This is a genomic window from uncultured Thalassolituus sp., from assembly GCF_950066645.1.
GTDB lineage: Bacteria > Pseudomonadota > Gammaproteobacteria > Pseudomonadales > Oceanobacteraceae > Thalassolituus.
The window spans coordinates 16390-30060 of the sequence record NZ_CATMFB010000008.1 but is presented as its reverse complement, the minus strand read 5'-3'; the positions used below and the strand labels follow the sequence as shown (position 1 = coordinate 30060).

14 protein-coding genes are annotated in these 13671 nt (G+C 55.7%); 7 read left to right on the top strand and 7 right to left on the bottom strand.

Features of this window, described 5'->3' with window-relative positions; all coding sequences use genetic code 11:
• Positions 1-2: 2 nt before the first annotated feature.
• From gspD to Q1L85_RS08550, 4 genes are all read right to left on the bottom strand, one after another.
• Positions 3-1895 carry a type II secretion system secretin GspD gene (gene gspD / locus Q1L85_RS08565; RefSeq protein ID WP_300425532.1) on the bottom strand — a complete coding sequence of 631 codons (1893 nt, stop codon included), beginning with the start codon at positions 1893-1895 and terminating at the stop codon, positions 3-5.
• The gene (locus tag Q1L85_RS08560) at positions 1895-2782 is read right to left on the bottom strand and encodes a type II secretion system protein N (protein WP_300425530.1); all 888 of its coding nucleotides are present in this window, start codon (positions 2780-2782) and stop codon (positions 1895-1897) included. The genes gspD and Q1L85_RS08560 overlap by 1 nt, the downstream gene beginning before the upstream one ends.
• 28 nt (positions 2783-2810) lie before the next feature.
• The gene (gene gspN, locus Q1L85_RS08555; protein ID WP_300425529.1) at positions 2811-3593 is read right to left on the bottom strand and encodes a type II secretion system protein N; all 783 of its coding nucleotides are present in this window, start codon (positions 3591-3593) and stop codon (positions 2811-2813) included.
• A 147-nt stretch (positions 3594-3740) separates the two neighbouring features.
• Positions 3741-4100: a GIY-YIG nuclease family protein gene (locus Q1L85_RS08550; protein WP_300425527.1), complete on the bottom strand. Its 360-nt coding sequence runs from the start codon at positions 4098-4100 to the stop codon at positions 3741-3743.
• Between Q1L85_RS08550 and Q1L85_RS08545 the strand changes: the two genes are divergently transcribed.
• Entirely contained in the window at positions 4095-4757 is a 663-nt protein-coding gene (locus Q1L85_RS08545; protein ID WP_300425525.1) for a hemolysin III family protein, read from the top strand. The genes Q1L85_RS08550 and Q1L85_RS08545 overlap by 6 nt on opposite strands.
• Positions 4754-5185, top strand: coding sequence for an alternative ribosome rescue aminoacyl-tRNA hydrolase ArfB (gene arfB / locus Q1L85_RS08540; protein ID WP_300425524.1), 432 nt, complete (start codon positions 4754-4756; stop codon positions 5183-5185). Before Q1L85_RS08545 ends, arfB begins: the two co-directional genes overlap by 4 nt.
• On the opposite strand, the gene djlA is transcribed toward arfB, so the two are convergent.
• Genes djlA through Q1L85_RS08525 form a run of 3 tightly spaced genes read right to left on the bottom strand, consistent with a single transcriptional unit; the run spans position 5172 to position 7686 of the window.
• Positions 5172-6005, bottom strand: a complete 834-nt coding sequence (djlA, locus tag Q1L85_RS08535) for a co-chaperone DjlA (RefSeq protein WP_300425522.1) — start codon at positions 6003-6005, stop codon at positions 5172-5174. The genes arfB and djlA overlap by 14 nt on opposite strands.
• A 2-nt stretch (positions 6006-6007) precedes the next feature.
• Positions 6008-6670 (bottom strand): N-acetylmuramate alpha-1-phosphate uridylyltransferase MurU, encoded by a 663-nt coding sequence (gene murU / locus Q1L85_RS08530; RefSeq protein WP_300432861.1) that lies wholly within the window; start codon positions 6668-6670, stop codon positions 6008-6010.
• Positions 6667-7686, bottom strand: coding sequence for an aminoglycoside phosphotransferase family protein (locus tag Q1L85_RS08525; RefSeq protein WP_300425519.1), 1020 nt, complete (start codon positions 7684-7686; stop codon positions 6667-6669). Before Q1L85_RS08525 ends, murU begins: the two co-directional genes overlap by 4 nt.
• A 159-nt stretch (positions 7687-7845) precedes the next feature.
• Here Q1L85_RS08525 and Q1L85_RS08520 point away from each other — a divergent pair, with 159 nt between their 5' ends.
• Genes Q1L85_RS08520 through apaG form a run of 5 tightly spaced genes read left to right on the top strand, consistent with a single transcriptional unit; the run spans position 7846 to position 13671 of the window.
• Entirely contained in the window at positions 7846-10212 is a 2367-nt protein-coding gene (locus tag Q1L85_RS08520) for an LPS-assembly protein LptD (RefSeq protein WP_300425517.1), read from the top strand.
• Positions 10178-11482 carry a peptidylprolyl isomerase gene (locus tag Q1L85_RS08515; protein WP_300425515.1) on the top strand — a complete coding sequence of 435 codons (1305 nt, stop codon included), beginning with the start codon at positions 10178-10180 and terminating at the stop codon, positions 11480-11482. The genes Q1L85_RS08520 and Q1L85_RS08515 overlap by 35 nt, the downstream gene beginning before the upstream one ends.
• Positions 11479-12474, top strand: a complete 996-nt coding sequence (pdxA, locus tag Q1L85_RS08510) for a 4-hydroxythreonine-4-phosphate dehydrogenase PdxA (RefSeq protein WP_300425513.1) — start codon at positions 11479-11481, stop codon at positions 12472-12474. Before Q1L85_RS08515 ends, pdxA begins: the two co-directional genes overlap by 4 nt.
• The gene (gene rsmA, locus Q1L85_RS08505) at positions 12471-13304 is read left to right on the top strand and encodes a 16S rRNA (adenine(1518)-N(6)/adenine(1519)-N(6))-dimethyltransferase RsmA (RefSeq protein WP_300425512.1); all 834 of its coding nucleotides are present in this window, start codon (positions 12471-12473) and stop codon (positions 13302-13304) included. Before pdxA ends, rsmA begins: the two co-directional genes overlap by 4 nt.
• Entirely contained in the window at positions 13294-13671 is a 378-nt protein-coding gene (gene apaG / locus Q1L85_RS08500) for a Co2+/Mg2+ efflux protein ApaG (protein WP_300425511.1), read from the top strand. Before rsmA ends, apaG begins: the two co-directional genes overlap by 11 nt.

The window sequence follows — 13671 nt, the reverse complement described above, 5'->3', positions numbered from 1 at the left end:
GCTTATCGTTTAAGAGGCAGTCCCTTAAACAGGTTGTTCATCTGTACGGATTTATCTTCTTCAGCCAGCTCGCCCGAGAGAGTGAATTCCCAGATACCGTCAAACTTTTCCTGCGTCAGATTACGTGCAACACCAGCATCACTGACGATCGTCGGACGCAGGAATACCATCAGGTTGCTCTTAACCGACTCCACGCTCTTGGAACGGAACAGCCAGCCCAGCAGTGGAATATCTCCCAGCAGAGGCACCTTAGAAACGACTTCACGAACGTCATCCCGGATCAGACCACCCAGAACAATCGTTTCTTCGTTTTCAGACAGAATCATCGTTTTGATCGAACGCTTGTTGGTGATGAGGTCAGCACTTCCGGACACTGTCGTCGATGACACAGATTCAGCGGTTGCCTCCACCTCAAGGCGGATCGCCTCACCGTCATGAATGTGAGGAATCACTTTCAGTGTCACACCGACGTCTTCACGGGTAATGGTGGTGAAGGGGTTGCTGTTACTGCTGGACGCGGTGGAGCCCGTAACAAAAGGTACGTTCTGACCCACAATAATCTCAGCTTCCTGGTTATCAAGCGTCATGATACTTGGCGTTGATAACAGATTCGTCGCCGTGTTGCTTTTCAGAGCCTGGATAACGACGCCGAAATCGACGTCACCGCCGGATTCTGCGAAACCACCAAGGGTGAGACCGCTCCCTACTGCGCTGCTGTAATCACCACTGGCAACGCCAGTTGCAATACTCGCTAACGACGGGCCAGCATTACTGAAATTCGTGCCTGCAACCGGCGCATCCAGGTCACCCTTCGCCCACTGAACCCCCAGGGCCTGCGTCACATCACCCGTCACTTCGACAATGGCCGACTCAATCAGCACCTGTGCACGACGTACATCCAGTGAGCCAACAAGCTCCTGAATCTCTTTCATGACGGAAGGCTCGGCGCGAACTACCAGCGCATTCAGCTCGGTATCCGCATGGATGCCTACATTGCCTTTCACCTGCGCTTCATCTTTGCCCGCAGTCCCTTCGCTCATAAGACTCTTCAGCATCTCGGCAAGTTTTTCTGCGTTGGCATACTGCAGACGGATCACCTGAGCGCTGCCACTGAAGTAGGAAGGCTGATCGAGCTGCTCAATCAGTTTACGGATACGTTCCCGGGCGGTCTTTTCGCCTTTGATAATCAGTCGGTTACTGCGCTCGTCAGCGACCACACGGATACTGCCTGAGGTAGCGTTATCATCGGCATTGCCCTGCGACACCTTTGAAGGGTCGAGGCTCTGAAGCATAGTTACTACATTACCAACCCAGGCTTCTTTCAGTTGCACGACCTCAAGCTCTTCTGAGCCAGAGCGGTCCAAGCGATCAATGATTTCTTCGATTCGGTTAATGTTGATGCTGTGATCAGAGATGATCAGCGCATTAGCAGACTTCACACCGGCCAGATGACCGTACTTAGCCACCAGAGGACGCAGAATAGGCACCAGATCCAGCGCTGGCGTATTCTTGATCATGATGACCTTGGTCAGCAGCTCCTGACTGTCAATCGCCGCCTTGTCGTCGAGACTACGCCCCGCCTGCTTAACATCGTTCTGCTGAATGATCAGAGTGACATCGCCCGCCGGGACCGCTGCCAGACCGTGAATCTGCAACACGGACAGGAAGAGTTCATACACTCCTTCCTGATTCATTGGCTCGCTCGACAGTACGCTGACCTTTCCTTTTACGCGGGGATCCAGTACGAAACTCTTACCCGTGATGTCAGCCACCTGACTGATAAACGCCTCAATATCTGCGTCTTTCAGGTTAATCTGCCAACTGTCTTCAGCGTGCAGCGGCGCTACCGTACTGAAAGTCAGTACCAGCGCCAGTATCCAACGTCTGAACAACATTAATTCTGTGCTCCAAAACTCTGATTAATCATAAAGCGGCTGTTACCACGCTGTACTTCGATCTGTGCCCGGCCTTCTGACATGACCTGCTGCAGAAGCGCCTGATCACTGCCTGAATCCCCCAGCGACTGTCCGTTCACTGACAGCAGCACGTCACCGGGCTTCATTCCTGCCTGTAGCAGAACGGACCCCGGGGTCACGGCATAACCTTCACCAACACCAATGGGCTCAAGCCCCAATCCCATGATGACCTCTTCCGGATTCTGCTGAGCGGCGTCACTGGCGATGCTCATAAAATCAGACGGTCTGCGGATGCGGCTGAACCTGTCGCGCAGGCTCGAAACTTTTGCATCCCGGACATCCCGTGGGTCGGGCTCATCTCTTGCTGACGCAGACACGCCGACTCCGCGACTGGAAAACTCCTCAAACTTCAGTGTTTCCAGCTTACCTGCGGTATCCAGTAACACTTTATCGACAAACACACTGGCAAGCTTAGTACGCCCCTGAATCACATCACCGACGCGGTAAAACTCGCCTGTACCACCTTTCTGAGCGATGATCGCACTCGACACCTCAGGAATACTCGCCTGCATAACCCCCAGCAGTTCCAGGCGCAGCCGGGTATCTGGCGCATCAACTTCCTGAACGGCCTGTACGGGTTCGACCCCCACCTCACCAAACAGATGAACGCTGGCGGAGCTCAGAGTAGCCACGGCCGCAGGCTGATTACCGCCACGCGCCGGTTCGGGCAGGTAAACAGGCTCTGGAGCCACCAGCATCCAGACGATGTGGGCAAGCAGCCACGCTACCACCAGCGTCAATACAACGCGGCCTAAACGTAGTGTCCACTTCTGCCAGGGCAGGATTACCGGGGTCTGCTCACTCACTTAATAGTCCTGATAAAAAACGCTCAGATTATAGAATCTTCTGTGACACTTCAAAGACAACGGTATCCGCCGTAGCCTGCTTATCCGGCCAAGGCTGGCCTACGACATCCAGTGCACGCTTAAGAACGCTGACGCCACCCCATCCATCGTTCTGCAGGAACAACTCGCCCAGGGGCTGGCCTTCTTCCGTTTTAACGGGTACCAGAAATCTGTCACCTTCGGTCACGACATCAGCGATCAACATAGGCAGATCTGTCGATATCCGTTGACGCTGAACCGGCGCTTCAAGACGCCCACCTGAATACACCAGCTGGCCCGAGGCTGAATTCAGCGATTTGTCTGCCAGCGAGAAATCCGCATTCACGCCACTCAGCGTAAAGTCGCCTGTCAGAGTCGTCTGGACAGACATCAGGTAAGGAGACAACCCCTCACCATCAAGGAACCCGGAGAGGCCTGATACGGCGATTGTTTCGGGCAGCCCCCCTGAGAAGATCCCACCTGCGCGGGCTTCACCTTCCAGGTTCAGATGTTCTCCACTCGCAACCAGATTCAGAGCAGCCGTGCCGGTCAGAAGAGACAAAGGAGATAACGTCCAGTGAACATCAATATTTCCGGACTGAGGAGTCATCAGACGGGCCTGTCCATCCCAGAGAGTACCCGCGGGTTGTGAAATGCGCACAGGCAGCCCGGACGCCGAACGTTCAACGTACTGCCAGACAAAATGAATCGGAGTATTCACCAGCAGAATAATCAGAAAGGCCAGCAGCCCCAGTATGAGGTACCACTTCGCAGCCCATGTAGCGCGCAACATATTATTAGTATCTGTCCGTGTATCGGTGGACCATCATACCTGCAGCCCGGATAAATTTTAATCGCAGATGCCGCCAGTGGCGTAAATAATGGTCAATCTGTGACGTTAGTAAGACAGTAATGTGACAGGGAATTGTTACAGTTCAGGTCATGTGGCCTGAATTTTCCTTAAAATGGCCACATCACCGCGAATCAGCCGGTCTTTCTCTCTCCGTGTCAGGCGCTTTACCCGAATCTCTGCGCGCAGTGCTGTGCTCTTATCTCCCAGCTCCAGTGAAAAGCGGAGATTCAACGGACTCTTCCCCCGGAGAAACTTTGCCCCCCGCCCGGCGCTATGCTCTGCCAGCCGGCGCTCAACATCCGTCGTAATGCCACAGTAGAGCTGGCCAAGCCGGGTCTCAATCAGATACAGCCACCAGCGGGTCACCGCCCGCTCCTGAACTGAGGTTTCTTCTGTATCAAGCATAGCGTAAGGTATTGTTTTATCTGTGTGGTGTCCGACGTGCACTCAGTTTTCCGTGACCCCGTCAGTGGCCTCAGCCACCTGGCTGGCGCTCTGTTCGCTATCGTAGCCCTTTGCATACTGGTCGCTCAGGCCGCCGTGCACGGTGATATCTGGCATATGGTGGCCTTCAGCATCTTTGGTACAACACTGCTGCTGATGTTCTCTGCCAGCAGCCTGTATCACCTGATTCATGCTCCTGAGCCGGTCATTCTCTGGCTGAAACGCATCGATCACATTGCAATTTTTCTTCTGATCGCAGGCACTTATACGCCATTCTGCCTGATTCCTCTCCATGGTACGACCGGCTGGATTTTATTTGCCAGCGTCTGGAGTCTGGCCCTGGCAGGTGTGGCTCTGAAGGTGTTCTGGATAACCGCTCCTCGATGGTTATCCACTGTTATCTATCTCGGGATGGGCTGGCTGATTGTGTTTGCCTACAGCCCGGCCATGGAACACGTACCGTATGGCGCACTTAAGTGGGTTTTCTATGGCGGTGTCGCCTACAGCGCTGGCGCGGTCGTCTACGCGCTCAAATGGCCCAACCCCTGGCCTCGCTGGGTGGGTTTTCATGAGATCTGGCACGTATTTGTAATTGCCGGTGCATACTGCCATTTTCACGCAATTGCCTTCTACCTGGCAGATGTTAAGGTAGCCTCATGATGAATGAAGCAGGACTCAGGATCAGCAACCAACTGATCATCCCATGGCAATACATTGAGCTGAAAGCGATCCGGGCTCAGGGCGCCGGTGGCCAGAACGTCAACAAGGTATCGTCGGCCATTCACCTCCGTTTTAACCTTAACTGCCCCCAGATTTCTGACGAGTTACGGGAAAGGCTGCTCGCCAGCGACGACCAGCGTCTGACAAAAGACGGCTGCCTGGTAATAAAAGCCCAACAGTTCAGGACTCAGGAGAAGAACCGCGAGGATGCACTGCTGCGTCTGGCTCGCTTTATCCGACAGGGACTGCATCGCGATAAGCCCCGGGTAGCTACGCGCCCGACCCGTGCGTCTCAGAAGCGACGGGTGGATACAAAGACCCAACGCGGTCAGATCAAGTCGCTACGTGGCCGGGTTAACGACCACTAGCACGCTGTTTGCGGATCAGGTTGTAGGCGTTCTGGATCTGCTGAGCCTTTTCTTTCGCACTCTTCATTTCTGCTTCAGAAGCCCTCCGCGCCTGAAGCTTGTCGGGGTGATATTCACTCATCAGACGACGATATGCCTTTTTCAGCTCGTCATCAGTGGCTTCCGGCTGAAGCCCAAGAACAGAATACGCCCGTCTGAGATCCCGACTGATGATAGGCATCCTGACCTTCTGCTTCCGGGCTTTTTCCGTTTTTGGCGCCAGCCCACTCCAGCCTTTCTCTCCCTTAACCCTCTGCTTCAGCCAGAAGAACCGATAAGGGGGGATATCAAACGCATCAGTCAGAGCCCGCAGGATCTTTTTCTCTGCACGCTGCAGCTTTCCGTCTGCATAGGCAACCTGGAGCAGCAGCTCAATAAAACCCTCATGCTGCGCTACCGGCAAGGTAGCTTCAAGGCGATCGACATCAGGTTTCAGCCGATAGTCGGCCTGCTTTCCCTGACCAAACAACGCAATGGCCATCTGACGGCGCTCACCGTTCAGGTTCAGGCCATCCATTATTTTCCCGGCCGCCTCGATTTCGGCTTCCGAGATCCGCCCGTCGGCTTTCGCCAGATGCCCCATGATCCGGAAAAGCGCACTGATATGCTCCTGCGCCAGACTGCCACGTTCACCCTGCCGACTTTTTTCAATGACTCTGTCGAACAGGTGTCCGGCAATAGCTCCAACGATTAGCCCGAATGGCCCGCCCCCGAGAAAACCAAGGCCGGCTCCAACCGCTTTACCCGTCCACTGACGGTTAGAATCTGACAAGGGTTTCATCTTCAGCCTGCCTGTAACCGCACCTCAAGCGCCGCCAGACGCTGAGGCGTACCAACATCAACCCAGTCCGCATTCAGCGGCTCGCCGGTCACCCGTTCTTGTGCCATGGCCTGACGCAGCATAGGCGCCAGAGGATACGCTCCGGCAGACGCCCCTTTCCAGAGCTCCGGACTGAGTACACTGATGCCACTGAACGTCATTGCCCGGCGATCAACAACCTGCCCGGCTTCGAGGGCAAAATCCCCCTCTGGATTATGATCCGGATTATCCGCTAACCAGAGGTGTGCCAGTGCGTGTCCGAGCTCAGTATTGAGTGCTGACTGATAATCCCAGTCCGTCCAGACATCACCGTTAATAAGAAGAAAGGGAGCATCACCCAGCAGAGGTAACGCTTTATGCACTCCCCCGCCGGTCTCCAGAGCTTCCGTTTCGGCCGAATAACATATTCTGAGCCCCCAGGTACTGCCGTCGCCGAGCGCCTCTTCGATCTGTTCTCCGAGCCAAGCATGATTGATCACAACCTCGCGAAAGCCAGCTGCGCTGAGTTTCTCCAGGTGATGAATAATCAAAGGCTTACCAGAGAGTGGGATCAGTGGTTTAGGACAATGATCTGTCAGGGGAGCCATCCGGGTACCGCGACCGGCAGCAAGAATCATTGCTTTCATTGATTCAGGCCCGGGAGCGCAGGAGCAAAACGTTGATCGTACCAGCGCACAAACTCGTCCAGTTCCGGATAACGCCCTGCCACGTCGCGCAGGTACTGACAGGTGTTAGGTATGCTATCAAGATACACCGGCTTGCCATCGCGCAGATTCAGTCGCGCGAAAATGCCCGCCGCTTTCATGTGCCTCTGCATCCCCATGAAATCAAATGCACGGTGAAAATCTTCCCAATCGCCCGGCCAGATACCGAGCTTTCTTGCCTGTTTCCAATAGCGGACAGCCAACTCTTCAACCAGATGGGCAGGCCAACGGACGTAACAGTCACGCAACAAAGACACCAGATCGTAAGTCGCCGGACCTTTCACAGCGTCCTGAAAATCAATGACCCCGATACGTCCATCGTCACACAACATAAGATTGCGGGAGTGATAATCGCGGTGCACAGCAACCTGAGGCTGCGACAGGGCGTTAGCCACCAGCACTTCCCGGAAACCTTCCAGCACACGACGGTCGTCTGCCTTGAGATCAAGCGACAGCTGTTTATCGCATAACCAGTCGATAAAGAGGTTACATTCCTGCTCCAGCAGAGCCCGGTCGTACAGTGGGAGATCTCCGCCGTTCAGCGACTGGATACTGAACAGTTCCTGAATGGCTCGCTGGTAGAGCTCGGCAACTGTCGCTTCGCTGCTCTCATCGGCGTGTAAGGCGGGCCACAGAAGGCAATCACCAAAGTCTTCCAGCAACATAAAGCCCTGCGCGTAGTCCGTAGCCAGAACCTCAGGAACGTGTACACCACCCGAGCGCCAGGCCTGTGCGATGCGCACAAACCTTGGGTTATCTTCTTTGTCTGCCGGGGCATCAACACAGATCCAGTGCCTGTCCTGATGACGTAAGCGGAAATAGCGGCGGAAGCTGGCGTCACCCGATACCACTTCCAGTTGATTGCCGGCTTCAATACCGGTCAGGCGCAGGATATTTTCTGCGGCCCAAAGCGCGAGGGACTCCCGTCGCTGATCCATGCTGGCCTCTCAGTGTCAGTCGTTCTAGAATTGTGCGCCCATGCGCACCTTTCAGCAGGTATAATGCGCGTTACAATATCACAATCACAATTCAGACCGGATACGCGCTTGCCGCTGCTCATGAAAGCACTCCCGATTATCAGCCTGAGAAGCGGGCCAATGCTACTGATTTCAGGGCTGGCCTTTTTCAGCCCTGTGACTACCGCTGCGGGCTTCAACTATGAAGCTCTGGGCTGGACCCCTCGCGATCAGTTGCCTCCTGAACACCAGGAAAGGCTGCCTGCGTTCTGCCGGGGTGACTACCTGTCGCCAGTCATCACGCCTTTAGACAGCGATCGCATCGAAGCAACCGCCGACGAAGGCGAACTGGTGCTGAACGGCGGAATGACTTTGTCCGGGAATGTCGAGTTCCAGCAGAAGCAGCAGCTTCTGACCAGTGACGAAGCCTTCTGGGAAGCGGAAAGCCGGCGCGCGAATTTCCGCGGCAATGTGGTCGTCCGCACTCCGGACCTGACTCTGAGCGGAGATCAGGCAGATTTCGATGAGGCCGGCGGCGAGCTGAATATACGCGACAGCGCCTACGTGATTGCAGAGCGTCACCTCCGCGGTACGGCAGCCGCGATACAGACCCCCGCCGAAGGCAGGCTGGAGCTACAACAGGCCACTCTGACATTCTGTGAGCCAGGAAAAAACGACTGGGACATTGCGGCCAGTGAGCTGACTCTGGACCAGGATTCCGGGTTTGGCACCGCCTGGCACACCCGTCTGCGCATACGTGAAGTACCGGTGTTTTATATTCCGTACTACCGGTTCCCGATTGATGATCGCCGCCTGACCGGCTTCCTAGACCCGACCATTGCGATCAATGGCATGGGACAGGCCGAAGACATTCAGCTGCCGTTCTATCTGAATCTTGCACCCAATCTGGACGCAACCATCACTCCCCACCACGTACTGGATCACGGATTGCTCTGGGAGAATCAGCTGCGACACAAAACCCGCCTGCTTGGCGAGGGCGAGCTGAATTACGGTTATCTGGGTAATGACGAAGAGCTGGAGGATGAGCGCTGGCTGATCAACTACCAGCAGGCAGGCACCTTCGGCAGCCGCTGGAGCCATAGCTGGGTCTATAACCGGGTGTCAGACGAGGACTACTTCAGTGATATGAATCCTTCGGCTGCGGTTGACCGCACCACGCATCTGCCCAGTCGCGCACAGATAAACTACAAGGCGTCACAGGTCAGCTTTACCGCGCTCGCGGAAAGCTATCAGACGATTGATGAAACCATCGCGCTAGTGAACCGACCCTACCGCCGCCTGCCCCAGGCCACCATTAGCCTGACACCAGACACAGGCGACTCCTGGACATTCAGCCAAACGCTACAGACCACCCGCTTTGCCCGCAAGAGCGAAGAAACGATCAATGGTTCAACACAAACTCTCAGCGGCTTTGAGGCACTGAACGGCGACCGGCTGCTGTCTGACACCGCTATCGCCTACCCTATGACCTGGCCGTTCGGGAATCTGACGCCGAAAGCGGAATACCGCTACCGCAGTTACCGGCTCTACGACGAAGACGTCGACAGCGTCGACCTCGCACCCGACTTTGGCGCCGCACGGCTGAGCCTTGATGGCACACTGGTGTTCGAACGGGAGTTCACAGCACTGCAGCAAGGCTATACCCAGACACTGGAACCCCGGCTGTTTTACGTGCACAGCCCCTACGTTAGCGGCCAGAACGATGTACCAGGCTTCGACACCAAGGCAACCAGCGTCACCTTCTCCAGTCTGTTCACTGGTGATCGTTTTACCGGAGGGGACAGACTGGCCGACCTGAATCAGATCAGTGCCGGGGTAACTACCCGCTTCATCCGGGACGACGGTCTGGAGCAGTTCCGGGCCTCGGCGGGCCGTATCTGGTATTTCGAAGACCGCCGCGTCACACTGAACGAAACGGAAACAGAATTCCTCAGCAGGGCCACGTCCAGCACCCTCGCCGAAGCAGAGTGGAACCCAATGGCCGACTGGTCTGTCTTCTCTTTTATTGAGTGGGACCCATATCAGGACTATGCACGACAACAGCGCTACGGTGTGCGCTACGGCGATGACAGCAATCACATGCTGAGCATCAGCAGTACTGAGGTAAACTATCGCGATAGTGACTCCGATGTTGACTACAACACCAAGCAGCTGGATGCCGGTGCATTCTGGGCACTCAATGACCACTGGGCCCTGTTCGGTCGTCAGCTGCGGGATCTGAAATCCTACAGTGATGATGAGCCCCAGCCGGAGGACCAGGTACTGGAATTGCTCGCAGGGCTCGAATATCAGAGCTGCTGCTGGCGCGCTCAGTTTATGTATCGGGAAACCTCACCGCGCAGCAGTGGTGAGTTCACAACAGAAAAACGCTTCGGTTGGATGCTCAGTATTCAGCTGAAAGGCCTGACAACACTCGGCAGTGGCACCGACCAACTGCTGGGCGAAAGCATCTATGGATATACAAGACGCCGTTACCATGATTTTTAAACGACTGATGACCCTGACCACCGCCATGCTCCTGACGGGTATGGTAAATGCCGCTCCCCAACTGCTCGACCGGGTGGTTGCCATCGTTGACGATGACATCATCATGGAGAGCGAACTGAGCCAGCGGATGGAAAGCGTCCGGGTACAGAACCGCGATAAAGACATGCCCGACAGTGCCGCGCTGCGTGAGCAGGTGCTGGAGCGCATGATCACAGAGAGTGTTCAGTTACAGATGGCTGACCGCGCCGGTATACGCATCAGCGAATCGCAGCTGAACGACGCTATGTCCCGCATCGCCGGTCAGAACAACATGACGCTGGGCGAGTTTCAGCAGGCGATGGTGAAAGAAGGCGTCTCATTCAACTTTGCCCGTGAACAGATCCGTAACGAAATGCGCATCAGCCGGGTACAACAATACCAGGTCGGCGAGCGCATTCAGATCACGGACCAGGACGTCGACTACTTTCTCGCTTCGGACATCGGCCGTATGGCCTCGGCTGCAGAATATCGTCTGCGTCACATTCTGATAACCGTCCCGTCAGGAGCCAGCGCTGATGACTATCAGGCGGCGGAAAAGAAATCCCGTGACCTGGTTGCAGAGCTGCGCAAAGGCGCTGAGTTCAGCCGGGTAGCCATGGCAGAATCCAGTGGCCGCACCGCACTGAATGGTGGCGATATGGGCTGGAGAAAAGAAGGTCAGTTGCCCTCGATTTTTGCCGAGGTGACCCCAAAAATGGCCATCGGTGATATATCTGAGCCAATCCGCACCGCCAGTGGATTCCACATTATCAAACTGGAAGATAAACGCGGCGGCAGCACACAGATGATTGAGCAGGCGAAGGTACGTCATATTCTGGTTCAGCCGAACGAAGTCCGCGACGAAGAACAGACCAAAGCCCTGATCGACCAGCTGTACGAACAGCTGTCAGCGGGAGCGGATTTCACCGCCCTTGCAAAAGAATACAGCGATGACCCTGGCAGCGGTGCCAGTGGTGGCGATCTCGGCTGGGTATCTCCGGGCGAGATGGTGCCTGAATTTGAAGATGCGATGCAGACGACGGCAACCGGAGATATCAGTTCTCCGATCCGCAGCCAGTTCGGCTGGCACGTGCTTCAGGTAACAGAACGCCGTGACGCAGACATTGGCGAAGAAGTGCAACGAAATCAGGTGCGCCAGATGTTGTATGCGCGTCGTTTCGATGAAGAACTGCCTATCTGGCTGCGTAAGATCCGCTCAGAAGCCTACGTCGATCTCAAGGAAAGCCTGTGACCCTGCGGCTGGCGATTACTGCCGGAGAACCTGCAGGCATCGGCCCGGACCTGTGTGTTGCCATTGCGCAACAGGCACAGACTTCTGAACTCGTTGTGATAGCCGACCCGGATCTGCTGTCGGCGCGGGCTGAGCAGTTGGGACTGCCCCTGACACTGCGCACCTATGACCAGGCTCGTACCAGCACACCTTCCCCAGCAGGCACGCTCACCGTGATGCCAGTCGCTCTGGAAGCTCCCGCCCTAGCAGGCCAGCTGAATACAGCAAATGGCCGCTACGTACTGGAAACCCTGCGCATTGCTGCCGAGGGCGCGCTGGACGGTCGCTGGGATGCCATTGTCACGGCGCCAGTGCATAAGGGCGTTATTAACGACGCCGGAGTTCCCTTCAGTGGTCATACCGAATACTTCCGCGACCATTGCGGCGTAGAGGAAGTCGTGATGATGCTGGCGACGGAAGATCTCCGGGTGGCTCTGGTGACAACGCACCTGCCGTTACGCGACGTTGCAGACGCCTGCAGCGCCGACCGGATCAAGCGGGTCAGCCGTATTCTGAACAACGACCTGAAACAGTACTTCGGCGTCGCTCAGCCACACATTCTGGTAGCCGGGCTCAACCCTCACGCCGGTGAAGACGGCCACCTCGGGCGGGAAGAAATCGACACGATTATTCCAGCGCTGGAAGAACTGAGAGCAGAGGGGCTCAATCTCAGTGGTCCTCTGCCTGCAGACACCCTGTTCACCCCCAAACACCTGCAGCACGCCGATGCGGCTCTGGCCATGTATCATGACCAGGGGCTGCCCGTTCTTAAGTTTCATGGCTTCGGGCGCGCTGCAAACATCACCCTGGGCATGCCTGTGATCCGCACGTCGGTCGACCACGGTACTGCGCTGGATCTTGCGGGATCGGGAAAAGCCGACAGTGGCAGTCTGATCACCGCTATCCGGGTGGCCGAACAGATGGCCAGCCACAGACAGAAGACATCCGCATGAGTAAACACACGCCTAAGGCACATGGGCACAAAGCCCGTAAACGTTTTGGTCAGAACTTCCTGCACGATCAGTACGTGATCGGCAAAATCGTGAAAGCCATCTCCCCTAAGCCAACCGACTGTCTCGTGGAGATCGGCCCGGGTATGGGTGCCATCACCGAACCCCTGCTGGAAGCGAGCGGCAAACTGGACGTTGTAGAACTCGACCGGGACCTCATCCCTATCCTGCGCACCAAGTTCTTCAACTATCCCGACTTCCGTATTCATGAAGGCGATGCTCTGAAGTTCGATTTCAGTACGATACTCGAGCCAGGTCAGCAACTGCGGATTGTCGGTAACCTGCCTTACAACATCTCGACCCCTCTGATTTTTCATTTTCTCAGCCATTACGCCATGGTGCAGGACATGCACTTTATGCTGCAGAAAGAGGTAGTAGAACGACTGGCAGCAACGCCGGGCAGCGGTGACTATGGCCGCCTGAGTATCATGGCGCAGTACTTCTGTAAGGTCGAACCTCTGTTTATCGTCGGCCCGGGGTCTTTCAATCCACCTCCGAAAGTTGATTCTGCGATCGTCCGCCTGGTGCCCTACAATGAGTTACCGCACCCGGCCAAAGATCACAAAACCCTTGAGCGCGTCGTCCGGGAAGCGTTTAACATGAGACGGAAGACGATCCGCAATACCCTGAAAAACCTCATCAGCGCTGAGCTATTGCAGGAAATTGGTATTGATACCGGTCTGCGCCCCGAAAATCTGACGCTGGCAGACTACGTGCGTATTGCCGACAAGGTCGTCGATCTGAACCTGGCGGAGAACCGGAATGAGTCTTGATGACAGCATCGTAGTCAGCGTCGATACCGAATACCTTGACGAGCAGTCAATTCCCGAAGAAGACCGCTTCGTTTTTGCTTACCACATCCGCATTCGTAACGACGGCGATCAGGCAGCAACACTGCGCAGCCGTCACTGGTTTATTGCGAACGGCAACGCCGACGTCCAGGAAGTAAAAGGCGAAGGCGTGGTTGGTGAACAACCCACCATAGAGCCCGGTGAAACCTATCGATATTCCTCCGGATCAGTGCTCAGCACCCGGGTTGGCAGCATGCGCGGTTACTACGTGATGGAGGCTGACGATGGCACTCTTTTTCACGCCACCATACCGGTCTTCACGTTAGCTGCACCCAACGCGCTGAACTGA

What these genes read in the sequence shown, in the direction of transcription:
- gspN (WP_300425529.1), bottom strand. Translation starts at nt 3,593, where the DNA reads ATGTTGCGCGCTACATGGGCTGCGAAGTGGTACCTCATACTGGGGCTG.
- Q1L85_RS08515 (WP_300425515.1), top strand. Translation starts at nt 10,178, where the DNA reads ATGGATATACAAGACGCCGTTACCATGATTTTTAAACGACTGATGACC.
- apaG (WP_300425511.1), top strand. Translation starts at nt 13,294, where the DNA reads ATGAGTCTTGATGACAGCATCGTAGTCAGCGTCGATACCGAATACCTT.
- rsmA (WP_300425512.1), top strand. Translation starts at nt 12,471, where the DNA reads ATGAGTAAACACACGCCTAAGGCACATGGGCACAAAGCCCGTAAACGT.
- Q1L85_RS08520 (WP_300425517.1), top strand. Translation starts at nt 7,846, where the DNA reads ATGCTACTGATTTCAGGGCTGGCCTTTTTCAGCCCTGTGACTACCGCT.
- arfB (WP_300425524.1), top strand. Translation starts at nt 4,754, where the DNA reads ATGATGAATGAAGCAGGACTCAGGATCAGCAACCAACTGATCATCCCA.
- murU (WP_300432861.1), bottom strand. Translation starts at nt 6,670, where the DNA reads ATGAAAGCAATGATTCTTGCTGCCGGTCGCGGTACCCGGATGGCTCCC.
- djlA (WP_300425522.1), bottom strand. Translation starts at nt 6,005, where the DNA reads ATGAAACCCTTGTCAGATTCTAACCGTCAGTGGACGGGTAAAGCGGTT.
- Q1L85_RS08525 (WP_300425519.1), bottom strand. Translation starts at nt 7,686, where the DNA reads ATGGATCAGCGACGGGAGTCCCTCGCGCTTTGGGCCGCAGAAAATATC.
- gspD (WP_300425532.1), bottom strand. Translation starts at nt 1,895, where the DNA reads ATGTTGTTCAGACGTTGGATACTGGCGCTGGTACTGACTTTCAGTACG.